Here is a 20,961-nt window from a genome sequence, read left to right as displayed (position 1 = left end):
CCATCCTGTTCTACCGCTGTATGACCGGGGTCACAGGATATGTATCGTATATTCCCTGGGGCAAGGGCTCGGCGGCACAAGGGTAGCCGAGCCGGGGTGATCCAGCCGGTGATCCCGGCGAAGTGGCGAAATCCGGCCAGCGGGGTATGCGGTGGTCTTCCCTATATTGCTTCTGGGGCCGGTGTGAGGGTTAGGGCCGGTTCACCTGCCCGATGCTCCCCGCGGTGAACTCCGTCGGAATATATGGGGTTGTAGTTCAGAGCGCCCTCTGGAGTGTGCGCAGGACGGCGTAGGGGACGACCTGGCTGGTGCGGGGGTTGGCGGGGGAGGGGCGGTTCTGGACCTCGAACCGGTAGGAGCCGACCGGGCCCTCGGCGGTGACCACGTGGGTGACGAGGGCGGCGTCCGGGTCGGCGACGAGCTCCACCTCCACCGGGGTCCCGGGCAGAGACAGGGCGAGGGTCGCCGCGACGTTCAGGGACTTGGGGAACAGGGGGGCGGCCTCCTCGGCTGAGCCCCGGAAGACCGTGACGGGCCCGCGCGCGGCGCGGAGTTCGGCCTTGCGGTCGTCGTCCATCCAGTCCTGGACGAGCGCGCGCGGCGTCTTGGTCGTGGTGAGCCGGACCGAGGTGAAGGGCGCGGCCAGGGAGGCGGCGACGAGGAGGTCGAGCCCGCCGAGCGCCCCCGTCGTCACGTGCAGGCGGCCGGGGCGGGCGGCCTCCAGCTCCGCGCGCAGGCCCGCGTCGATGAGCGCGCCGACCGAGGAGACGACGACGTCGACGCCCGCGCTGAGCGCCGCGAGCCCGTGCGCGGCGAGGGCCGCGTGGCCCGCGCACTCCACGAGCACGTCGGCCCGCGCGATCGCCTCGTCCGCGCTCACGACCGGCACCGGCGCGTCAACCTCGCCCCGCGCGACGACACACTCGAGCCGCGCCCCGGGCACCGCCCCCGCGAGCAGCCGCGCCCCCACCACCGACCCGATGGCCCCCCATCCGAGCACCGCCACCGCCCGGGGCCGCCCGCTCGCGCCGCGCCCGTCGCGCGTGGCCTCGTCGCGCGTGCCCTCGTTCCCGGCCTGCGCGTCTTCTCGCGTCAGCTGTGCGGCCGTCGTCGCTTCCGGCATGTGGGCTCCTTTCGGGCGGGTCGACCCCTCGACCTGCATTAACTCAGTGCTGAGCGGCTCAGAACTAATTACCTGGGACTAAAGATACTTAGGTCTGAGATTTATGGTACCGTGCGGTTCATGGAACTGGGACTTGCCGGCCGGACGGCGCTCGTCACCGGGGGGAGCTCGGGCATCGGGCTCGCCACGGTCGCGGCGCTGCTCGCCGAGGGGGCGAACGTCGCGACCTGCGGCCGGGACCCCGGAAGGCTGGAAACCGCCCTCGCCCCCCTGCGCGAACGCCACGGAGACCGGCTGCACTACGGCACCGCCGACGTCACCGACGCCGCCTCCACGCAGGCGTTCACGGCCGGGGCGATCGAGGTCTTCGGCGGGCTCGACGTGCTCGTCAACAACGCGGGCCGCTCGCACACGTCGACCTTCCGCACCACCACCGACGAGGCGTGGCGGGCCGAGCTCGACCTGAAGTTCTTCGGCGTCATCAACCCCACCCGCGCCGCGCTCGACGCCCTGCGCGCCTCCGACGCGGCTGCGATCGTCAACCTGAACGCGGTCCTGGCCCGCCAGCCAGAGCCACACCTCGTCGCCACGTCCGCCGCGCGGGCCGGGCTGCTGAACCTTTCGACGTCGATGGCCGCCGAGCTCGCCGCCGACGGCGTCCGCGTCAACTCGGTGTGCGTCGGCCTGATCGACACCGGCCAGTGGCGGCGTCGCTACGAGACGGCCGTCGAGACGGGCCAGTCGTCCGGCTCCTACGAGGAGTGGTCGCGCTACATCGCCGCCGACCGCCGCATCGCCGCGGGCCGGTTCGGTTCCGCCGACGAGGTCGCCGCGGCCATCGTCTTCCTGGCGTCCCCGCGCGCCTCCTACATCACCGGCACACAGCTCGAGGTCTCCGGAGGAGTCGCCCGCTATGTCTGACAAGTCGCCCGATCAGCCCACCCGCCGGGCCCTCGACGCCGTCAACGGCGGCGACCTCCTCGTCGCGCTCATGGAGGCGCTCGGCGTGGACACCGCCTTCGGCGTCGTCAGCGTGCACAACATGCCGCTCGTCGACGCGGTGTCGGAGAAGCTGAGGTTCGTCCCGGTCCGGCACGAGGCCGCCGCCGTCAACGCCGCCGACGCCTACGGGCGGGTGCGCGGCACCGTCGGCATCGCGCTGACCAGCACCGGAACCGGCGCGGGCAATGCCGCGGGGTCCCTCATCGAGGCGCTGGCCACCGGCTCGCGCGTCCTGCACGTCACCGGGCAGATCGAGAGCCGCTACCTCGGGCAGGGCCGCGGCTTCATCCACGAGACCAAGGACCAGGCGGGCATGCTCGCCGCGGTCAGCAAGGCCGCCTACACCGTCGCCGACGTCGCGGGCGCGCCCGAACTGCTCGCCCGCGCCGCCCGCGAGGCCGCGACCGCGCCCTACGGCCCGGTCAGCGTCGAGTGGCCGATCGACCTCCAGTACCGGATACACGAGATCCCGGAACTCGACGTCACCCCGCGCGCCGAACCCGTCCTTCCCGACGCCGCCGCGCTCGATGAGGCCGCCGCGCTGATCGCCGGGGCGCGCAGGCCGCTGCTGTGGGTCGGCGGCGGCGCGCTCGACGCCCGCGACGAGGTCGCCGCGCTGCTCACCAGGACCCGCGCCGGGCTCCTCACCAGCAACTCCGGGCGAGGCGTCGTCGGCGAGGGGCACGGCGCGTGCATCGGCAACTTCGCGATGAACCCGGCCGTCGCGCCGGTCCGCGAGCGGGCCGACCTCCTGATCAGCATCGGCACACACTTCCGCAGCAACGAGACCGGCGACTACTCGCTCGGCCTGCCGTCGGAGCACGTCCAGATCGACCTCGATCCCGCCGCGATCGGCCGCGTCTACCCGGCGTCGGCCGGGCTGGTCGGCGACGCGTCGGCGGTCCTGCGCGCGCTGCTCGACCGGCTGCCCGAGCGCACCGGCACCGACGACACCTGGCTGACCGAGGTCGCCGCCGCCCGGCGCGGCGCGCGCGAGGGGCTGCGCGCGTCGATCGGCTGGCAGGCGGAGATCTGCGACGCCGTCCGCGCCGCCTTCCCGCGCACCGCGGTCCTGGCCAGGGACGTCACCATCCCCTCCAGCATGTGGGGGAACCGCCTGCTGGCCGTGGACGACCCGTCGGTCAACGTGTTCCCGCGCGGCGGCGGCATCGGGCAGGGCCTCGCGATGGGCATCGGCGGCGCGCTCGCCAGGCCCGACGTGCCCTCGCTGATCCTCGCCGGGGACGGCGGCTTCGCCGTCCACCTCGGTGAGCTCGGCACGCTCGCGCAGGAGAACCCGTGGGCGGTCGTGCTGCTGTTCAACGACGGCGGCTACGGCGTCCTGCGCAACACCCAGGACGGGTTCGTCGGCCGCCGCTCCGGCGTCGACCTCGCCACCCCCGACTTCGGCCTCCTTGCCCAGGCGTACGGGCTGCCGTACTGGAAGGTGAAGGGCGTCGAGGAGATAGAGGGCGCGCTGGCCGCCGCCCTCTCCGTCCGGGGCGCGGCGTTCGTCGAGGTCGACGTCGACGCGCTCGGCCCCATCCCGAAGCCGTTCACCCCGCCCGTGTCGATCCCCGACCCCCGGAAGGACAGCCGATGACGGCACCACCGAAGATCAGGGCCCTGCGCCACGTCGGGCTGCGGACGACGGCGCTTGAGGAGTCCGTCGCGTTCTACAGCGGTCCGTGGGGCCTGGAACTCGTGGAACGGTCCGACGACGCCGCCTACCTGCGCGCGGCCGGCCCCGAACACCACGTCCTGCAGTTGCACGCCGCCGACCACAACGCGCTCGACCACATCGCGTTCGCGCTGCCCACCCCCGAGGAGGTCGACGCGGCGGCCGCCTGGGCCGCCGCCGAGGGCGCGCAGATCATCGAGCCGCCCGGCCCGATCACCCGGCCGGGCGGGGGCTACGGGTTCCGCTTCACCGACCCGGAGAACCGGGTCCTGGAGATCAGCGCGTACGTCAACGCCGTCGCCGAGCGGCCCCAGGACGTCCCGGTGCCGCGCAAGGTCGCCCACTGCGTCCTCAACACCACCGACATCGACGCCCTCACCGCCTGGTACACCCGGGTGCTCGGCCTGCGCGTCAGCGACTGGTCGGAGCACCAGATGGTGTTCCTGCGCGCCGTCGGCGACCACCACGTCATCGCCTTCAACCAGGCCGAGTGGGCCGCGCCGAACCACGTCGCGTACGAGGTCGCGAACCTCGACGCGTGGCTGCGCAGCATCGGACGGCTCAAGGTCGCCGGGCACGAGACCGCGTGGGGCCCGGGCCGTCATGGGCCGGGGGACAACGCGTTCGCCTACTACGTCGACCCCGCCGGACTCGTCCCGGAGATGACGGCCGAGGTCATGCAGATCGACGACGACACATGGATGCCGCGGGTGTGGCCGCGCGTGCCGGAACTGTCCGACCTGTTCCGCACGGCGGGGCCGCCGAGCCCGCACATCCGCAGCCACATGGGCGGCACGCCCGACCCCGGCTGGGCCTGACCGCCCACCGCACCCGCAACGAGAAAGGCCACAAGATGTCCGAGACCAGTACCCCCGAACTCGAAACCCTCATCGACAGCTGCCTCGCCTCAAGCGAGACCCGCAACATCGACTTCGACACCCTCAAGTTCCAGACCAAGGCCGGCGACAAGTTCCGCCGCGCCCAGGTCCGCTACATCGGCTCCGGCGCGACCGGCAACCACGAGGGCGACTCCTCGATCATCCCGTCGGACCACTTCACGTTCTCGAACATGATCCTGCCGTCCGGCTGCGTCGGGCCCGAGCACACCCACCCGGACGTCGAGGAAGCCTTCTTCGTCCTCGAGGGGCGCGTCGAGTTCTCCGTCCACGACGTGGAGGACGGGAACAAGAGGGCGAGCCGGGTCCTCGGGAAGTACGACCTGCTCTGCGTGCCGGCCGGGGTGCCGCGCAGCCTCAAGACGGTCTCGGAGGAGGACGCGCGCATCTGCGTCATCATCGGCACGAAGAAGCCGGCGCTCCCGTCGTACCCGGCGACGTCGGAGATGCACGGCGTCACCCGCGACTGATGACGTCCGCGCCCCGCCCCGCCCCTGGCCTGCCCTCCCGGGAGGCCGGGGCGGCCCTTCCCCACTTCCGTTCGGAGGGGAACGGCCCGCTCCTGCTCTGCCTGCACGGCATCGGCAACAGCTCGGCCTCCTTCGACGCCCAGTTCGCGGCGTTCTCGTCGGTTATGCGGGTCGTCGCGTGGGACGCCCCTGGCTACGCGTCTTCTCCGCCTTTGTCGGCTGCGCCCGGGATGGACGGGTACGCCGACCTCGCGGCCTCCCTCATCCGGGAGCTCGGCCATGACGACGCCGTCGTCCTCGGCATGTCGTGGGGCGGTGTCATCGCGGCCCGCCTTGCCCAGCGCCACCCGTCCCTGGTCCGCGCCCTGGTCCTCGGCGACAGCACCCGGGGCTCCGCCCAGTCCCCGGCCCAGGCCGCCGCCATGCGCGCCCGCCCCGACGACCTCGCCGTCCAGGGCCCCGACGCGTTCGCCGCCGCCCGCGCCCGCCGCCTCCTCCGCCCGGACGCGCCCCCCGCGGAAGTCGAGGCCGCCACCACCGCCATGGCCTCCGCCATCCGCCTCCCCGGCTACGCCCACGCCGCCCACTCCATGGCCACCACCAACCTCGACGGCGCCCTTGCCGCCATCAAGGCCCCCACCCTCATCCTCTACGGCGCCTCCGACAACGTGACCGGCCGCCCCGAAGCCAAAGCCCTGGCAACCCAGATCCCCAACGCAGCCCTCCGCGAAATCCCCGCCGCAGGCCACCTCGCCAACCAAGAAAACCCCACAGCCTTCAACACAGAACTATCCACGTTCCTCACCACCCTCTAACAACCCCGCCGCCGCATACTCCAAGATCAAGACTGCGACCGAGCCCCTCAAAACATGCGGCCAAGGCAACGAGCCCCCAACTCCGCCCAGACAGTGTGCGCGCCGTCCGACTCGACGCGTGCCCCGCACGACGCGGCCAACTCGGCCACAATGAAGAGGCCACGCCCGTCCTCAGCGCCCGGCCCCGAGTTCGCCCAGACGAGTTCGCCACCGGCACCCTGGTCGGTGACGGAGACAAGGACGCGGGCGTCGTTCGCGACGACCTCAACGCCGAACCACCCTCCCTCCACACCCGACCTCGTGTGCTGGAGTGCGTTGTTCGCCAGTTCCGTGACGACAAGGGCAGCGTCGTCCTCGCAACCGGTTCCCGCAAGCAGCGTTCTGACGAGCGCACGGGCACGCCGCACCTGGTCGTGCGCCCCGGGGAACGCCACCCGCCAGACGCGTTCACCACGGGCACGCACCCATTCGCCCTTGCTCAGGCTCGACGTGCTGCGAACCAATGTCATGCCATTCTCCAGAGGAAGCAGGGCCGTCCCGGTATCGGGACCATCACGCAAAGCGAACACCTGCGCGCAAGGACACGTCAGGAGGAGACTGGAGGAGGTCGGGAATCTTACGGTCGACGGCGGGGAGGTGCGCATGGGCGAGGACGCGGTGAGACCTCTTTGGGCGGAGGAGATCCGTACCCGGCGGCATCGCTTGTGCTGGAGCCAGCGGGAACTCGCTCGCCGGCTCTTCTTGGCGGCTGATGAGAAGACGAGGGTGCAGCTTCCGGGCCGGGACTCGATCGTCCGGGAGATCCGGTTCCATGAGCGGGGCGAGCATCGTCCTGGGCCGGTTTACGCGGAGCTGTACAGGCGGGTGTGGGAGATCGCGTTCAACGGTGAGGGGCAAGCCGAGGCGTCTTCTCTGGAGGGTGAGGACCCCGCGCGGATCGTCGCTCGGGCGCGCGCTCTGACGCACTCGAACGTGGACGACGCCGTGCTTGACGACGCTGAACGGTCGATCGCGCAGGTCGTCGGCGCTTACGAGGGCGAGGGCCCCTGGCCGCTGGCCCAGCGGATGCTTCTGTGGCGGCAGACGCTGCACGGCCTCCTCGACGGCCGGCAGTCGGCCAGGCAGCGCCGCGCCCTTTTTCGCTTGGCGGCGAAGGCTTCGGGGCTGCTCGGCTACATGGCCGTGAACCTGGACAAGCCGTCATTGTGCGACGCCTACTGCACCGAGGCAGAGTTGCTCGCGCGTGAGGCCGAGGACGTCGAGTTGGCGATGTGGGCGATGGGGACCCGCTCGTTCGGGCTCTACTATCAAGGCCGCTACGCCGAGGCCGACCAAGCCGCGGATGCCGGGATCAGGCTCGCTCCGTCCAGCCCGCAGGCCATCAGGCTCCTCGTCAACGGACGCGCTCGGGCACTCGCCCGCATGACCGGGCACAATACGGAAGCCCGACGACGCATTGAGGAGGCACTGACCTTGTCCGACATTTCGGAAGGGCTGCCCGGTGGCATGTCCTCGTGCGTCGCCTTCACCCCGTACAGCCCGGCCCGCACCATGGCCAACGCCGCGACCGCGCTGCTGTCCCTCGGGGACCATACCCGGGTCCTGGAGCACACCGAAGCCCTCGATTCCCTCGTGGAGGAGTCCGACTCTCGCTGGAGTAAGGCACTCGTCCGCCTCGATACCGCGAGCGCGCTCCTGACCCAACGCGACCCGGACGTGGGCCGCGCCCTGGAACTCGGACACCAGGCCCTGTCCATGACGGCCTCCGCGCCCATCAAGTCCGTCGGGCAGCGGGCCGAGGAACTTGCCCACAAGGCCGCCCGCTGGAACGGCACACCGGAAGCGACGAGCTTTCGCCATCGCCTCGCCTCGTGGAAGGCCACAGCCCGCACCCGCCACACCGCCGAGACGACACCATGACACCCCGGCTACACCACGACGAGGAGTCCTTCCCAGCCGGTCCTCCCTCTGACCTCCATGATCCCGCTGCCATCCTGGCCCGGGACTGGGAGGCTTACCGGGCTCTCGATGTGATGAAGGACCACTGGGACCGGGCGCGGTGGCATCCCGCATACCGCGCCTACTACTGGATGCTCACCTTCCCCGACATCCCGGACCTGCTGAAGCTCGCCCGTCGCTGCCAGGACGCCCTCGCACCGCTCGGCATGGACGACGTCCCCGAAGACGGCCTCCACATCACCATGACCAAGATCGGCGACACCGACCGCGTCACCCCGAACCAACTCGCCGACCTGGCCGCCACAACCCTCCAAGCAAGATTCACCCTCACCGCCCACCCCCTCACCGCGTCACGCGGGGCCGCCCGCTTCACCGTCACCCCCTGGCACCACCTCACCGACCTCCACCACACCCTCACCACCGCGAACACCCGCGCAGGCGTCCCCGGCGGCCGTCCCACCCCGAGCTTCCGCCCCCACCTGGGTGTCACCTACAACAACCGTGCCCGCCCCGCCAAGGATCTCCTTCCCTACCTCCTCCCGCTCCGCGACCTATCGCCAGTACGCATCGCGGTGAGGTCTGTCGAGTTGGTGGAACTCCGCAGGGAAGGGGCCGCCTACCGTTGGACGGTCCTGCACTCCCTCCCGCTGAACGACCGTCTCCTCTGATCTCCTCTGCCCGCCGCCTCCCGCGCCGACGTTCACTTGCCATGGCGATCCGCCCCGCTTCCGGCCTCCTGAGAGCGGGGCGGATCACGGCAGCAAGATGACCGCTCGATCGAGAGGAACGCTTGTGATCACCGAAGACACCCAGACCAGGACTCCCCGCAACCTCGTCTCCACGGACCTGTTCAGCAAGATCGTCGCCCGCATCCAGGAGCACATGCCCGTCGCGACGACCTACGCCGAGACGATGGTCGAGCAGATGCTCGCCTACATGGCCACCGTCGCCGCCTACGACCCCGAGAACCCGCCCGCCGACCTCGTTCAGGACGGCCACGAGTTCATTTACCTCACCCCGTCCGCCGCCGTGGACCCCGCGATCCACTACTTCCTCGACTTCACCGCCGAGTACCGCGCCTTCTGCGCCGACCTCACCGACGGTGCCTTCCTCGACCACGTCCCCGTCACCCACGACGACATCCGCACCGGGAAGTCCGTCACCCTCACGACCACGGCGATGGCCTTCTACGGCTGGCCCGTCGACCCCTCCATGTGGGAGCAGGGCACAAGCTGCTGCCAGACCGACAACTGCTACCTGAAGGTCACCCGCCTCACCGCCTAAGGTCCAAGATCATGCGCCGCACCTGGGAAGACCTGCCGCCCAAGACCCGGGCCGCCATCGAGGAGCACACCGGCCGAGTCGAACACGCCACCCCGCACCACGTGGGCGAGCACTCCGACATCACCGCCGTCCTCCACACCGAGACCCGAACCCTCTTCCTCAAAGGCATGCAGACCGACCCGGAAACCCCGGACCTGTGGGCCCTGCGGCGCGAAGCCCGCATCAACCCCGCCGTCGTCGGCCTGGCCCCTCGGCTTCTCCACAACGTGGAAGCCGAGGGCTGGCACCTCCTCGCCTACGAACACATAGAGGCCCGCCACGCCGACTACCAGCCAGGCTCTCCAGACCTCGCCCGCCTGGAAGCAGTCATCCACCGCCTCCAGACGATCGACGCCCCCGACCTGAAAATCCCCGTCGGACGCCGCTGGACGGATCTGGGCGACATCTCCGCCCTCGAAGGCGACACCGTCATCCACGCCGACCTCAACCCCGGCAACCTCCTCATCACCCCCGACGAGGACGCTTTCCTCGTCGACTGGGGCTTCGCCAGCCGAGGCGCCGCCTGGACCGAACTCGCCCTCCTCGCCCAATGGCTCCTCAAAGCCGGACACACCCCCGAACAAGCCGAAGCATGGCTTTCCCGGTTTCCCGCCTGGACCAGCCTCCCCGCAGCGACGCTCACGAACTTCGCCGAAATGAACGCCGCCTTCTGGATCACCGCAGCCGACCGCATCGCCGAACCCTGGGCCCACGAACTCCGACACCTCACCGGCCACTGGGCCGAGTACCGCCGAGGACTCCCATGCACGAACCACGACAAGTCCACCCGACCAGGAACATCACCAAGCTCGACGGCACCACCGTCGCCATAGACGAGGGAATGACCGACCTGGTCTCGGCCATCTGGGCACTCGGCCTCGACACGGCCATGTGCTGCCAGAACGCCGGAGAATCTCTCGCCCAAGGCGGAGCCGCCATCCCACCCGACCGATGGAACCGCTACGCCGCCTTCTACGCCGACTTCGCCTGGCTCACCATGCCCACAGCCGACATGCAGATCCTCCTGAGCATCGCCGAGCCCCTCCGCCCCGGCAACGGCTGGGCATCCAACATCCGCCTCCGCTCCACCGGCCCCCTCCCGAACGCGAGCCTTCACTTTCCCGCCCGTCAGATCACTGAGCTCTGTGGGTTGCTGTGCTGATGTGAGGTTTGGGTCTGGGGTGACGCAGGAGGTCGGATTGGGGGTGGCGTGTGTGTTCGGTGCGCGGGGGTGTTGGGGGAGGGGTTAGTGGGGGTGGGTTAGGAGGGTGGCTAGGGAGGTGGTGGTTTGGAGGAGGAGGGATTCCAGGGCTGTGGCGTGGGTGGGGGTGGGGTCGAGGGCGCCGGAGGGGGCGGCGAGGCTCAGGGCGGCGACCGGGTGGGTGGGGGTGGGGGTGATGGCGGCGGCTACGGAGTCGATGCCGGGTTCGTAGCCTGAGCGGCTCCAGACGCAGGCGGGCGGGTGGCCGGAGCGGGCGGCGAGGATGGCTCGGCCGCCGGTGGTGGCGGTGAGGGGGACGACGGTGCCCGTGGTGATGTGGGAGACGAGGGGCTGGTCGGGGATGGCGCGCAGGAGGTAGGTGAGGTGGGTGTCGTCGGCTACCACCAGATAGGCCGAGACACCGAGCTTGGAGCTGAGGGAGTCTAGGGCGCGTTGGCCCAGGGAGGTGAGGTCCTGGCCGGAGAGGGCGGTGGCGGCCAAATGGAGGAGGCGGGTGCTCAGGCGGTGGCCTGACGCGGTGCGCTCGATCGCGTCCGCCTCGGTGAGGTCGGCGAGCAGGCGGGTCGCGGTGAGGCGGTTGAGGCCGGTGGCGCGGGCCAGGTCGGACAGGTTCGCGGTGCTGCCGCCCTCGGCGATGTGCTCGAGGAGCGTCAGCACCCGCGCGGCCGCCGACCCCGACCCCGCCCCCGGCCCCCCGACGCGAGCCGGGGCTGATGTCGGGGTCGCTGTCTGGGGGGCCGCCTTCGGGGTGTTGGAGGGAGCCGGAGGTGGGGTCATGTGAGGGGGGTGGTCCAGGGGTTGTAGGCGTAGACCCAGTCGCCGGTGCCGGACTCCTTGAGCCAGGCGTTGTCGCGGGAGGAGATCTGGATGCGGGACGTGCGGGGGAGGCGCGCGGTCTCGTAGGCGGCGAAGGCGGCTTCGAAGGTGGGGGCGGCGTCGATGGCGCGGGCCAGCACGACGGCGTCTTCGACGGCCTGGCCCGCGCCCTGGGCCATGAAGGGCATCATCGGGTGGCAGGCGTCGCCCAGGAGGGTGGCGCGGCCCGCGGTCCAGGTGGGGAGGGGGTCGCGGACGTAGAGTGCGGACTTGAGCACCTCGTCGCAGGCCGCCAGGAGGCGGCGGGCCTCGGGGTGGAAGTCGCGGTAGAGGTCGGTGAGCTCGGCGACGTCGCCGGGCTGGGTCCAGGACTCGGCGTGCCAGCCCTCCTGGGGGATCGTCGCGAAGATGAACAGGTCTTCGCCCCGGTTGAGGGGGAATGTCACGATCTGGGTGTCCTTGTTGGGGCCCCACCACTTGGTGAACGCGTCGAGGTTCGTGACGTCGGAAAGTGTGGAGATCGGGACGACCGCGCGATAGGCGACGACTCCGGTGAAGACCGGGCTTTCCTTGCCGAACAGGGCGGTCCGGACGACGGAGTGGATGCCGTCCGCGCCGATCACCGCGGCGTGCCGGGCGGACGTGCCGTCGGCGAACTCGAGCGTGACGCCCTCGTCGTCCTGCGTCAGGCCGGCGACCTTCGTGCCGAGCCGGATCGCCGACGCGGGCACTGCGGCCTCAAGCGCGCTCATGAGGTCGGCGCGGTGCATGGTGAGCTGCGGCGCGCCGTACTGCAGCTCGGCGGTGTCGCCCATGGGCAGGCGTGAGGTCTCCTCGCCGGTGTCGTAGGTGCGGCTGATCCGGTGGGTCGGGCGGGCCGCGGTCTCGCGCAGGGCGTCGCCGACGCCGAGGCCGTCGAGGGCGCGGACGGCGTTCGGGGTCAGGTTGATGTCCGCGCCGACCCTGGCGAACTTGGGCGCCTGCTCGTAGACCACGACCTCGTGGCCGAGGGAACGGAGCGCGATCGCGGCGGCGAGCCCGCCGATCCCCGCGCCGCTGATGGCGATGGAGGAACCCATGGGTGTGGTCCTGTTCTCGATTGAACACTTTGTTCAAAGAATGTTAGTCCTAAGGTATCTTTGCGTGCAAACGCGACGACAAGGGGGCGGACAGTGCGGGAGATCATCGAGCGGCTGACGGCCTGGCAGCGATCCGGCACCCGGTACGCGCTGGCCACGGTCATCGCCACCGGCGGCAGCGCCCCCCGGACGCCCGGCGCGGCGATGGCCGTCGCCGAGGACGGCGAAGCGGTCGGCAGCGTCTCGGGCGGCTGCGTCGAAGGCGCGGTCTACGACCTGTGCCTACGCGCGCTGGAAACCGGCGACTCCTTCCGCGAGACCTTCGGCTACTCCGACGACACGGCCTTCGCCGTCGGCCTGACCTGCGGCGGTACCGTCGAGGTCTGGGTGACCCCCGCACCCCCGCCCGCCGTGATCTCCGCCCTCTCCGAAGCCCTCACCGCAGGCCGCCCCATAGCCCTGGCCCACCTCCTCCCCACCCCCACACCCCCCACCGCCCCCGCCGCGCCCGCACTCGCCCCGGCTGTCGCGGACGCCGAACACCGCGCCGCTCCCGCCCTGGCCCCGGCCGTCGTCGCCGCGCATCCTGCCGACGCCGCCCTGGCGGCCTCCGCCAGCGGACGCCGTGCCGCGTCCGCGTTGGTGCCGGTTGTCGCGGATGTCGTGGGCTCCGATGTTTTGGGGCGGGAGGGTGTCGTTGGGGGTGTGTTGGCTGTTGATGGGGCTGCGTGTTATGGGTCTACCGGTGAGGTGGAGGTTGATGGGGTGGTCGTTGGGGAGGCGCGGGGGATGTTGGAGGCGGGGGTGAGCGGGGTGCGGTCGGTGCGGTGTCGGGAGGGGGTTGAGGTGTTCGTTGCCTCGTTCGCGGAGCCGCCGCGTTTGTTGGTGTTCGGGGCGATTGACTATGCGGGGTCGGTGGCGTCGCTCGGCAGGTTTCTTGGTTATCGGGTGACGGTGTGTGATGCGCGGCCTGTGTTCGCCACCCCGGGTCGGTTTCCCGATGCGCACGAGGTGGTCGTTGACTGGCCGCATCGCTACCTTGCGGCCACCTCGACCGATGCCCGCACCGCGATCGTCGTCCTCACCCATGATGTGAAGTTCGATATTCCGCTGCTCAAGGTCGCCCTGCGGCTTCCCGTCGGGTACGTGGGTGCGATGGGTTCGCGGCGCACGCACGCGGAGCGGCTCGACCGCCTGCGGGATGCCGGACTGTCCGATGGCGAACTCACCGGCCTCCGCTCCCCGATCGGGCTCGATCTCGGCGCGCGGACCCCGGAGGAGACCGCCGTGTCGATCCTCGCCGAAATCGTCGCCGCCCGACGCGGCGGCCGCGCCCTCCCCCTCACCGCCACCGACGGCCCCATCCACCACGATCACTGACATAAAGCGACAAGAAGGTCACCAAACGTCGACACATACTCTAGTTTTCCTACCGTTCAGGTTGACATTGTGGGGATAGTGGGAAAGGCTGTCGCCCGCCGTAACAAATCAGGACGAACAACCCACATGGGTTCTCGGAAAAGGAGACCGCTCATGTCCCCGACGGCCCAGGCGCCAGAGACCGTCGACATCGACCTGACCGCCCGGTGGGGCCTGAGCGGCCCGCGCACGCTGCGCCGACTCGCCGACGGCCAGGACGACCGCCCCTACGAACTCTTCGGCGTGCGCCCTCTCGGACCCCTCATCGGCGCGGAGATCACCGGCGTCGACCTGGGCGCGCCCGTCACCCCCGAGCTGCACGCCGAGCTCAACCGCGCGCTGCTCGAGCACAAGGTCGTCTTCTTCCGCCGCCAGCGCATCACCAACGCCCAGCACCGCGACTTCGCGAGGCTGTGGGGCGAGCTTGAGACGCACCCGTTCCTGCCGCAGGGCGACACCGCCGACGTCGTCCGCTTCGCCAAGGACGCCGACCTCAGCGGCTACGAGAACATCTGGCACACCGACGTCACCTGGCGCGCCAACCCCGCGCTCGGCTCGGTCCTGCGGCTCACCGAGGTCCCCCCGCACGGCGGCGGCGACACCCTGTGGGCCGACGCCGGAGCCGCCTACGACAACCTGCCGGACGACGTGAAGGCCCGCATCGACGGCCTCACCGCGGTCCACGACTTCATGCCGTCCTTCGGCAGGTTCCTCCCGCCCGAGCTCGCCGCCGCCAAGCAGGCCGAGTTCCCGCCCGTCGCCCACCCGATCGTCAGGACGCACCCGGAGACCGGCCGCAAGAGCCTGTTCGTGAACGCCATCTTCACCACGCACATCCCTGACCTGCCCGCCGACGAGGGCGAGGAACTGCTCCGCTACCTCTTCCGGCAGGCGTTCGTGCCCGAGTACCAGGTGCGCTGGCGCTGGGAGAAGGACGACATCGCCTTCTGGGACAACCGGGCCACCTGGCACTACGCCTCCTCCGACTACCACCCGCACGTGCGCGTCGCCGAGCGCGCCTCGATCGTCGGAGACGTCCCGCGATGAGCGCCCCGGAGACCCGCACCTACCCGGGGCACGGCGCGGCCGTCGCCAGGAACGTCACCGACTCGACGCCGTGGTGGCGGACGCCGCCGCAGGCGCCGGCAGGGGCGCCGAACGTCGTGGTCGTGCTCATGGACGACATGGGCTTCAGCGACGTCGGCCCGTTCGGCTCGGAGATCGACACGCCGACCCTCGACGCGCTCGCCGAGCGCGGCGTCAGGTTCACCAACTACCACACCAACCCGCTGTGCTCGCCGTCGCGCGCGTCGCTGCTGACCGGCCTGAACCCGCACAACGCGGGCTACGGGTTCGTCTCCAACGCCGACCCGGGCTTCCCCGGCTGGGTGTTCGAGATCGCCGACGACGTCCCCACGCTCGCGGAGTCCCTGCGCGCCGGAGGGTACGCCACGTACGCCGTCGGCAAGTGGCACCTGACGAAGGACGCGCTGATGAACGAGGGCGCGGCGAAGGCGTCGTGGCCGCTTCAGCGCGGGTTCGACAGGTTCTACGGGTTCCTTGAGGGCATGACCAGCCTCCACCTCCCGTACCACCTGGTCCGGGACAACTCGCCCGTGCAGACCGACGTCTACCCCGACGGCTACTACCTCACCGACGACCTCACGGACGAGGCAATCGGCCTGGTCAAGGGCCTGCGCGCTAACTCCGACAAGCCGTTCTTCCTGTACTTCGCGCACGGCGCGTGCCACGGCCCCCTCCAGGCCAAGCCCGACGACATAGCCAAGTACCGAGGCAAGTACGCCGAGGGATGGGACGCCGTACGGGCGGCGAGGTTCGCCCGTCAGGTGGAGGGCGGGTTGTTCCCCGAAGGCACCGAGTTGCCTATTCGCAACGGGGAGCTGCACGAGTCCGTCGAGCCCTGGGACTCGTTGGGCGACGACGAACGCGAGCTGTACGCGCGGATGAAGGAGGTGTACGCGGCGATGGTCGACAACGTCGACCAGAACCTCGGCCGTCTCCTCGCCGCGATCGAGGCGCTGGGCGAGCTCGACAACACCATCGTCATCTTCACCTCCGACAACGGCGGCACCGGGGAGGGCGGCCCGCAGGGCACCCGCAGCTACTTTAAAAATTTCGGCAAGGGCGGCCACCTGCCGGACGAGTGGAAGCGCGACGTGCCGCGCGACCTGGAGATCCTCGGCGGCCCGCAGAGCGCGATCCACTACCCGCGCGGGTGGGGGATGGCGTCGAACGCGCCGTTCCGGCTGTACAAGGGGAACACGCACGCGGGCGGCGTCCGTGTGCCGTTCATCGTCTCCTGGCCCGCGCGGCTCGCCGAGCACGCAGGGCAGGTGCGCACCCAGTACCAGTACGTCACCGACCTCTACCCGACCCTCCTCGAGCTGACGGGCGTCTCCCGCCTCACCGAGCGGCACGGCCTGCCCGCCCCCGGCCTCGACGGGTTCAGCTTCACCGGCCCGCTCGCCGACCCGTCGGAGCAAAGTACGCATCCCGAGCAATACGCGGAGATGACGGGCAACCGGTCGTACTACAAGGACGGCTGGAAGATCGTCACGCTCGCCCAGCCGGGCGTCTCGCCCGACGCGGTGCCGTGGGAGCTGTACGACCTGCGCACCGACCCGACCGAGGTTCATGACGTGGCGGCGCAGAACCCCGAGCTCGTCGCGGAACTCGCGGCGGCCTGGGAGAAGGCGGCCTGGGCGAACAAGGTCTTCCCGCAGGACGAACGCGGCATCATGCACGTCCGGCGCTCCCCGGCCGAGCAGGCGTTCAGCCGCCCGCTCCGGCTGCTGCCCGGCACGCCGAGCCTTGAGCGGTACCGGTCGGCCAAGCTCGTCGCGCTGCGCTCGTTCGACGTCGAGACCAGGCTCGTCTACGCGGCGGGCGACCAGGGCGTTTTGTTCGCGCACGGCGACCAGGGCGGCGGGTACAACCTGCACATAGAGGACGGAAGCCTCAGGTTCGTCTACAACGAGTTCGGCGTCCTCCTGGAGGCCGACGCGGGAGAACTCGCCGAGGGACCCCACCTGCTGACGCTGCGCGCGACGGCGCTGCCCGAGTTCCGCTGGAGCTTCGACCTCCTTGTCGACGGGGTCGTCAAGGCGAAGGTCGAGCAGGCGCTGATGCTCTTCGGGTTCTCCCCGGCGCAGGGCATCGACGTCGGCGCGGACCGGCGCAACCCCGTCTCGTGGCCGCTGTACCTGCGTCACGGGCACTTCCCCTACACCGGGACCCTTGAGTCGGTCACCTATCTGCCGGGAGAACCGGCCCCGTACAACCCGGCCGTAGTCCTCGGACTCCTCCGCGAGGCGGGGGCGACCTTCGAATAAGCGACGGCCCGTACGGACGCATCCGTACGGGCCCTCCTTACGCAAGCCTCAGAAGGCGGGCCGCGTAGACGCCCTCGTACTGCTGGCAGTAGGTGGCGTTGTCGCCCTTCAGTCGCGGGCCCCTTCGGCCTTCTCGAAGTCGGGCTTCTCGCGGACGCCGCAGTCGGGGCAGCACCAGTCGTCGGGGATGTCGGCCCAAGGGGTTCCGGCGGGGAAGCCCTCGCGCGGGTCGCCGGTGGACTCGTCGTAGACGTACTCGCAGACGGGGCACACGTACGCGCTCACGCGGCGGCCCCGTACTTGGCGAGGAGCTTCGCGCGACGGCCCGGCTGGATGTTCGCGCGCGTGACGTCGCCGTCGTAGTGGGCGAGGACCCTGCGGTCCATGACGCGCCGCCACAGCGGCGGGAAGTACGCGAGCACGATCATCGTGGCGTAGCCCGACGGCAGTTCCGGGGCCTCGTCGAAGTGCCGCAGCGCCTGGTAGCGGCGGGTCGGGTTGGCGTGGTGGTCGCTGTGCCGCTGGAGGTGGTAGAGCAGCACGTTGGAGGCGATGTTGTTGCTGTTCCAGCTGTGCCGTGGCGCGCAGCGCTCGTAGCGGCCGTTGTCGCGCCGCTGCCGCAGCAGCCCGTAGTGCTCGAGGTAGTTGACGACTTCGAGCAGCGAGAACCCGAAGACGGCCTGGACCAGCAGATACGGGAGGATTCCCGGCCCGAACCCGACGACGAGCACGGCATACAGCGCGAACGTCATCGCCCACGCGTTCAGCACGTCGTTGCGCGGCGTCCAGGGGCCGCGTCCGGTACGGCCGAGCCGCCGCTTCTCCAGCCCCCAGCCCGATCGGAAGCTGCCCCAGACGCTGCGCGGGAGGAACGCCCAGAACGTCTCGCCGAGCCGTGAGCTCGCCGGGTCCTCCGGGGTCGCGACCCTGACGTGGTGGCCCCGGTTGTGCTCGATGAAGAAGTGCCCGTAAGCGGTCTGGGCGAGGGCGATCTTCGACAGCCACCTTTCCAGCTTGTCCTTCTTGTGGCCGAGTTCGTGCGCGGTGTTGATGCCGAGCCCGCCGACCACCCCGATCGTCAGCGCGAACCCGATCTTGTCGGCGACCCCGTACGCCGCCGACGTCCACACCGCGCAGCCGAGCAGCAGGCCCGCGTACTGCAGCGGCAGGAACAGGTACGTACACCACCTGTAGTACTTCTGCGCTTCGAGCCAGGCGAGGACGCTGTCCGGAGGGTTCGCGGAGTCCTTGCCGATGAACTGGTCGAGCACGGGGAAGAGCACGAACAGCAGGATCAGCCCCGACCACCAGAAGACGCCGAGGCCGGTCGCCTCCGCGAGCCCGAAGGACAGGAACGGGAAGCTCGGCACGAACAGCCCGAGCAGCCACAGGTACTTTTTCGGGTCCCGCCAGGCCGTCTCGGGCCCGCGTCCGGCATCGACCGCGGCCATGCCATCTCCTTACAGTCTTAGGGAGAACTGTCCGGAAAATAGACACTTACCGCCCAGAGTGTCAAGAGATTGGACGGATCGCTATACTCTTGGACCGATGACGCGATACCGGGAATCCGTGCGGTCGCTGCTCCGCGACCGGCTGCTGGACGCCGCCTACGAGCGGGTCACCGCCGACGGCTGGAGCAAGTTGCGCATGGCGCACATCGCGACCACCGCGGGCGTCAGCCGCCAGACCGTCTACACCGAGTTCGGCACCCGCGACGCCATCGGCCAGGCCCTCGTCATGCGCGAGGTCGACCGCTTCCTGCTCGGCGTCCAGGAGCAGCTCGACGCCCACCGCCCCGACCCCCGCGCCGCCGTCGAGGCCGCGGTCCGCTTCACCCTCGACACCGCGGCCGACAACCCCCTGGTGAAGAGCGTCCTCACCAGCTCAAGGGGCGCGGAAGACGACCTCCTCGCGCACCTCACCACCCGCTCCGAGCCCCTCCTCGAAACCGCCACCACCATGCTCGACGCCTACGCCGCGGAAGCCTGGCCGCACATCGACGCCGACTCCCGCGCCCTGGCCGTCGAGACGGTCGTCCGCCTCACCGTCAGCCACCTCGTCCAGCCGACCCTCCCGCCGTCCACCACGGCCGCCCGGCTCGCCCGGGTCCTCTCCCGCGTGGCCCTGCTCCCCGACCCGTCCTGACGGCCGCTACTTCACGACGATCGTGTGGTCGCCCGCCGGGACGAGTTCGCCGATGACGGGCGCGCCGGGGATCTCGCCCGCGACGAGGAGGCCGCCCGAGGTCTGGGCGTCGGCGAGCAGCAGCGCGAGGTCGGCGGAGACGGCGGAGACGTCAACGTGGGGGGCGACCCAGTCGAGGTTGCGCTGGGAGCCGCCGGGGACATAGCCCGCGCGCAGGGAGTCGGCCGCGCCGTCGAGGAAGGGGACGGCGGCGGCGTCGAGGACCGCGCTGACGCCCGAGGCGCGGCAGAGCTTGTGGAGGTGGCCGAGGAGGCCGAAGCCCGTGACGTCGGTGGCGCAGCGCGCGCCCGCGGCGAGGGCGTCGCGGCTCGCCTTGGCGTTGAGCGCGGTCATCGTCGCGACGGCCTCGGGGAACACCTCGCCCGTCGCCTTGTGCCGGTTGTTGAGCACGCCGAGGCCGAGCGGCTTGGTGAGCGACAGCGGGACCCCGGCCCGGCCCGCGTCGTTGCGCAGCAGCCGGGCGGGGTCGGCGACGCCGGTGACGGCGAGGCCGTACTTCGGCTCGGGGTCGTTGACGCTGTGGCCGCCCGCGAGCGGGCAGCCCGCCTCGCGCGCGATCGCCAGGCCACCGCGCAGCACCTCGCGGGCGAGGTCGTAGGGCAGCACGTCGCGCGGCCAGCTCAGCAGGTTGATCGCCAGGATCGGGGCGCCGCCCATCGCGTAGACGTCCGACAGGGCGTTGGCGGCCGCGATCCGCCCCCAGTCGTAGGGGTCGTCCACGACGGGGGTGAAGAAGTCGGCGGTGCTGACGACCGCCGTGCCGTCGCCGAGCGCGACGACGGCCGCGTCGTCCCCGGAGTCGAGGCCGACGACCAGTCCCTCCTCGGCCGGGCCGTCCCACAGCCCGGCGAGCACCGCCTCGAGCTCACCCGGCGGGATCTTGCAGGCGCAGCCGCCGCCCTGCGCGTACTGGGTCAGCCTCTTCACGGTTCCTCCGGGGTGACGATGACGGCGCCCGCCATGACGGTGTGGACGCTGCAATGGTACGAATACGTACCCGGCGCGTTGAACGTGTGCGTGTAGCTGCCCGTGCCGACGATCCCGCTGTCCAGGCCGTCGCCCATCACATGGTGGAGGATGCCGTCGTCCGCGAAGTCCCACCGCACGCTGCCCCCCACGGGGATGGTGACGGTCGCCGGGCTGTAGGCGATGTTGGAGACCGTCACCACGGCCGCAGGGGCGGGCGGCGGGGCGCTCGCGCACCCCGCCAGCGGTGCGGCGGCGCACAGCGCGGCCGCCAGCGCCTGCCGAGCCCTCATGCGGTGACGGTGACCGTGCCGGTCATCATCGGGTGGACGCTGCACAGGTACTTGAAGGTCCCGACCTTCGTGAACGTGTGCCGGTAGGTGCCGGTGGCGACGAGGTCGCTCTTGAGGCCGTCGTCGCCGACGACGTCGTGCAGCAGGCCGTTGTCGTCGAAGGTCCACTCGACGGTCTGGCCGACCTTGATCGTCAGGTTGGCGGGGGAGTAGACCATGTTCGCGACCTTGACGGGGATCACCTCGCTGGCCTTGGCGTCGCCGCCGTCGTCGGAGGAGCAGCCGGTGACGACGAGGCCCGCGGCCAGGACGAGGGACATCAGAATCTTGCGCATGCGG

The 20,961-nt window shown here is 70.7% G+C and carries 23 protein-coding genes; 14 read left to right on the top strand and 9 right to left on the bottom strand.

Annotation, left to right across the window (positions count from 1 at the left end; translation table 11 throughout):
- Positions 1-256: 256 nt before the first annotated feature.
- Positions 257-1,123: an aspartate dehydrogenase domain-containing protein gene (locus tag R9X44_RS07355; RefSeq protein ID WP_319813228.1), complete on the bottom strand. Its 867-nt coding sequence runs from the start codon at positions 1,121-1,123 to the stop codon at positions 257-259.
- A 120-nt stretch (positions 1,124-1,243) separates the two neighbouring features.
- Here R9X44_RS07355 and R9X44_RS07350 point away from each other — a divergent pair, with 120 nt between their 5' ends.
- From R9X44_RS07350 to R9X44_RS07330, 5 genes are read left to right on the top strand one after another with little or no spacing between them, the layout of a single operon-like run.
- Positions 1,244-2,044 carry an SDR family oxidoreductase gene (locus tag R9X44_RS07350; protein WP_319813227.1) on the top strand — a complete coding sequence of 267 codons (801 nt, stop codon included), beginning with the start codon at positions 1,244-1,246 and terminating at the stop codon, positions 2,042-2,044.
- Positions 2,037-3,728, top strand: coding sequence for a thiamine pyrophosphate-binding protein (locus tag R9X44_RS07345; protein WP_319813226.1), 1,692 nt, complete (start codon positions 2,037-2,039; stop codon positions 3,726-3,728). The genes R9X44_RS07350 and R9X44_RS07345 overlap by 8 nt, the downstream gene beginning before the upstream one ends.
- Positions 3,725-4,624 carry a VOC family protein gene (locus R9X44_RS07340; protein WP_319813225.1) on the top strand — a complete coding sequence of 300 codons (900 nt, stop codon included), beginning with the start codon at positions 3,725-3,727 and terminating at the stop codon, positions 4,622-4,624. The genes R9X44_RS07345 and R9X44_RS07340 overlap by 4 nt, the downstream gene beginning before the upstream one ends.
- Positions 4,625-4,659: 35 nt before the next feature.
- Complete coding sequence (locus R9X44_RS07335; RefSeq protein WP_319813224.1) at positions 4,660-5,172, top strand: cupin domain-containing protein; 513 nt, start codon at positions 4,660-4,662, stop codon at positions 5,170-5,172.
- Complete coding sequence (locus tag R9X44_RS07330) at positions 5,172-5,987, top strand: alpha/beta hydrolase (protein ID WP_319813223.1); 816 nt, start codon at positions 5,172-5,174, stop codon at positions 5,985-5,987. Before R9X44_RS07335 ends, R9X44_RS07330 begins: the two co-directional genes overlap by 1 nt.
- Positions 5,988-6,034: 47 nt before the next feature.
- Here R9X44_RS07330 and R9X44_RS07325 read toward each other — a convergent pair whose 3' ends face one another.
- Positions 6,035-6,556 (bottom strand): ATP-binding protein, encoded by a 522-nt coding sequence (locus R9X44_RS07325; protein ID WP_319813222.1) that lies wholly within the window; start codon positions 6,554-6,556, stop codon positions 6,035-6,037.
- Positions 6,557-6,629: 73 nt separating this feature from the next.
- Here R9X44_RS07325 and R9X44_RS07320 point away from each other — a divergent pair, with 73 nt between their 5' ends.
- The 5 genes from R9X44_RS07320 to R9X44_RS07300 all read left to right on the top strand — a co-directional run bounded on the left by R9X44_RS07320 (position 6,630) and on the right by R9X44_RS07300 (position 10,431).
- A complete protein-coding gene (locus R9X44_RS07320; protein WP_319813221.1) occupies positions 6,630-7,907 on the top strand; it encodes a hypothetical protein in 1,278 nt (425 codons plus the stop codon).
- Positions 7,908-8,020: 113 nt separating this feature from the next.
- A complete protein-coding gene (locus R9X44_RS07315) occupies positions 8,021-8,614 on the top strand; it encodes a 2'-5' RNA ligase family protein (RefSeq protein WP_319813220.1) in 594 nt (197 codons plus the stop codon).
- A 124-nt stretch (positions 8,615-8,738) separates the two neighbouring features.
- A complete protein-coding gene (locus tag R9X44_RS07310) occupies positions 8,739-9,230 on the top strand; it encodes a hypothetical protein (RefSeq protein ID WP_319813219.1) in 492 nt (163 codons plus the stop codon).
- A gap of 11 nt (positions 9,231-9,241) precedes the next feature.
- On the top strand, positions 9,242-10,102 hold the full coding sequence (locus R9X44_RS07305) for a phosphotransferase (protein WP_319813218.1): 861 nt from the start codon (positions 9,242-9,244) through the stop codon (positions 10,100-10,102).
- On the top strand, positions 10,033-10,431 hold the full coding sequence (locus R9X44_RS07300; protein ID WP_319813217.1) for a hypothetical protein: 399 nt from the start codon (positions 10,033-10,035) through the stop codon (positions 10,429-10,431). The genes R9X44_RS07305 and R9X44_RS07300 overlap by 70 nt, the downstream gene beginning before the upstream one ends.
- 84 nt (positions 10,432-10,515) lie before the next feature.
- Here R9X44_RS07300 and R9X44_RS07295 read toward each other — a convergent pair whose 3' ends face one another.
- Both R9X44_RS07295 and R9X44_RS07290 read right to left on the bottom strand, forming a co-directional pair.
- Entirely contained in the window at positions 10,516-11,148 is a 633-nt protein-coding gene (locus R9X44_RS07295; protein ID WP_319813216.1) for an IclR family transcriptional regulator, read from the bottom strand.
- A 116-nt stretch (positions 11,149-11,264) separates the two neighbouring features.
- Positions 11,265-12,386 (bottom strand): FAD-dependent monooxygenase, encoded by a 1,122-nt coding sequence (locus R9X44_RS07290; protein WP_319813215.1) that lies wholly within the window; start codon positions 12,384-12,386, stop codon positions 11,265-11,267.
- Between the two features lie 93 nt (positions 12,387-12,479).
- Here R9X44_RS07290 and R9X44_RS07285 point away from each other — a divergent pair, with 93 nt between their 5' ends.
- The 3 genes from R9X44_RS07285 (at position 12,480) to R9X44_RS07275 (ending at position 17,158) form a co-directional block, all read left to right on the top strand.
- Positions 12,480-13,766 (top strand): XdhC/CoxI family protein, encoded by a 1,287-nt coding sequence (locus R9X44_RS07285; RefSeq protein WP_319813214.1) that lies wholly within the window; start codon positions 12,480-12,482, stop codon positions 13,764-13,766.
- Between the two features lie 153 nt (positions 13,767-13,919).
- Positions 13,920-14,852: a TauD/TfdA dioxygenase family protein gene (locus R9X44_RS07280; RefSeq protein ID WP_319813213.1), complete on the top strand. Its 933-nt coding sequence runs from the start codon at positions 13,920-13,922 to the stop codon at positions 14,850-14,852.
- Positions 14,849-17,158: an arylsulfatase gene (locus tag R9X44_RS07275; protein ID WP_319813212.1), complete on the top strand. Its 2,310-nt coding sequence runs from the start codon at positions 14,849-14,851 to the stop codon at positions 17,156-17,158. Before R9X44_RS07280 ends, R9X44_RS07275 begins: the two co-directional genes overlap by 4 nt.
- Before the next feature lie 108 nt (positions 17,159-17,266).
- Here the strand turns inward: R9X44_RS07275 and R9X44_RS07270 are convergent, their stop codons facing one another.
- On the bottom strand, positions 17,267-17,443 hold the full coding sequence (locus tag R9X44_RS07270; RefSeq protein ID WP_319813211.1) for a rubredoxin: 177 nt from the start codon (positions 17,441-17,443) through the stop codon (positions 17,267-17,269).
- Positions 17,440-18,609, bottom strand: coding sequence for an alkane 1-monooxygenase (locus R9X44_RS07265; RefSeq protein ID WP_319813210.1), 1,170 nt, complete (start codon positions 18,607-18,609; stop codon positions 17,440-17,442). The genes R9X44_RS07270 and R9X44_RS07265 overlap by 4 nt, the downstream gene beginning before the upstream one ends.
- Positions 18,610-18,706: 97 nt before the next feature.
- Between R9X44_RS07265 and R9X44_RS07260 the strand changes: the two genes are divergently transcribed.
- Entirely contained in the window at positions 18,707-19,303 is a 597-nt protein-coding gene (locus tag R9X44_RS07260; protein WP_319813209.1) for a TetR family transcriptional regulator, read from the top strand.
- Positions 19,304-19,309: 6 nt separating this feature from the next.
- Here R9X44_RS07260 and selD read toward each other — a convergent pair whose 3' ends face one another.
- Genes selD through R9X44_RS07245 form a run of 3 tightly spaced genes read right to left on the bottom strand, consistent with a single transcriptional unit; the run spans position 19,310 to position 20,957 of the window.
- Positions 19,310-20,290: a selenide, water dikinase SelD gene (gene selD / locus R9X44_RS07255; protein ID WP_319813208.1), complete on the bottom strand. Its 981-nt coding sequence runs from the start codon at positions 20,288-20,290 to the stop codon at positions 19,310-19,312.
- Entirely contained in the window at positions 20,287-20,622 is a 336-nt protein-coding gene (locus R9X44_RS07250; protein WP_319813207.1) for a plastocyanin/azurin family copper-binding protein, read from the bottom strand. The genes selD and R9X44_RS07250 overlap by 4 nt, the downstream gene beginning before the upstream one ends.
- Entirely contained in the window at positions 20,619-20,957 is a 339-nt protein-coding gene (locus R9X44_RS07245) for a plastocyanin/azurin family copper-binding protein (RefSeq protein ID WP_319813206.1), read from the bottom strand. Before R9X44_RS07245 ends, R9X44_RS07250 begins: the two co-directional genes overlap by 4 nt.
- Positions 20,958-20,961: the final 4 nt, after the last annotated feature.

Source organism: Actinocorallia sp. A-T 12471 (assembly GCF_033875155.1).
GTDB lineage: Bacteria > Actinomycetota > Actinomycetes > Streptosporangiales > Streptosporangiaceae > Actinocorallia.
The sequence above is the reverse complement of the archived record's forward strand: the minus strand, read 5'-3'. Positions and strand labels throughout refer to the sequence as shown.

Excerpts from the sequence above, each read along its gene's own strand:
- R9X44_RS07355 (WP_319813228.1), bottom strand. The coding sequence starts at position 1,123 with ATGCCGGAAGCGACGACGGCCGCACAGCTGACGCGAGAAGACGCGCAG.
- R9X44_RS07350 (WP_319813227.1), top strand. The coding sequence starts at position 1,244 with ATGGAACTGGGACTTGCCGGCCGGACGGCGCTCGTCACCGGGGGGAGC.
- R9X44_RS07345 (WP_319813226.1), top strand. The coding sequence starts at position 2,037 with ATGTCTGACAAGTCGCCCGATCAGCCCACCCGCCGGGCCCTCGACGCC.
- R9X44_RS07340 (WP_319813225.1), top strand. The coding sequence starts at position 3,725 with ATGACGGCACCACCGAAGATCAGGGCCCTGCGCCACGTCGGGCTGCGG.
- R9X44_RS07335 (WP_319813224.1), top strand. The coding sequence starts at position 4,660 with ATGTCCGAGACCAGTACCCCCGAACTCGAAACCCTCATCGACAGCTGC.
- R9X44_RS07330 (WP_319813223.1), top strand. The coding sequence starts at position 5,172 with ATGACGTCCGCGCCCCGCCCCGCCCCTGGCCTGCCCTCCCGGGAGGCC.
- R9X44_RS07320 (WP_319813221.1), top strand. The coding sequence starts at position 6,630 with ATGGGCGAGGACGCGGTGAGACCTCTTTGGGCGGAGGAGATCCGTACC.
- R9X44_RS07315 (WP_319813220.1), top strand. The coding sequence starts at position 8,021 with ATGAAGGACCACTGGGACCGGGCGCGGTGGCATCCCGCATACCGCGCC.
- R9X44_RS07305 (WP_319813218.1), top strand. The coding sequence starts at position 9,242 with ATGCGCCGCACCTGGGAAGACCTGCCGCCCAAGACCCGGGCCGCCATC.
- R9X44_RS07300 (WP_319813217.1), top strand. The coding sequence starts at position 10,033 with ATGCACGAACCACGACAAGTCCACCCGACCAGGAACATCACCAAGCTC.
- R9X44_RS07290 (WP_319813215.1), bottom strand. The coding sequence starts at position 12,386 with ATGGGTTCCTCCATCGCCATCAGCGGCGCGGGGATCGGCGGGCTCGCC.
- R9X44_RS07280 (WP_319813213.1), top strand. The coding sequence starts at position 13,920 with ATGTCCCCGACGGCCCAGGCGCCAGAGACCGTCGACATCGACCTGACC.
- R9X44_RS07275 (WP_319813212.1), top strand. The coding sequence starts at position 14,849 with ATGAGCGCCCCGGAGACCCGCACCTACCCGGGGCACGGCGCGGCCGTC.
- R9X44_RS07265 (WP_319813210.1), bottom strand. The coding sequence starts at position 18,609 with ATGGCCGCGGTCGATGCCGGACGCGGGCCCGAGACGGCCTGGCGGGAC.
- R9X44_RS07260 (WP_319813209.1), top strand. The coding sequence starts at position 18,707 with ATGACGCGATACCGGGAATCCGTGCGGTCGCTGCTCCGCGACCGGCTG.
- R9X44_RS07250 (WP_319813207.1), bottom strand. The coding sequence starts at position 20,622 with ATGAGGGCTCGGCAGGCGCTGGCGGCCGCGCTGTGCGCCGCCGCACCG.
- R9X44_RS07245 (WP_319813206.1), bottom strand. The coding sequence starts at position 20,957 with ATGCGCAAGATTCTGATGTCCCTCGTCCTGGCCGCGGGCCTCGTCGTC.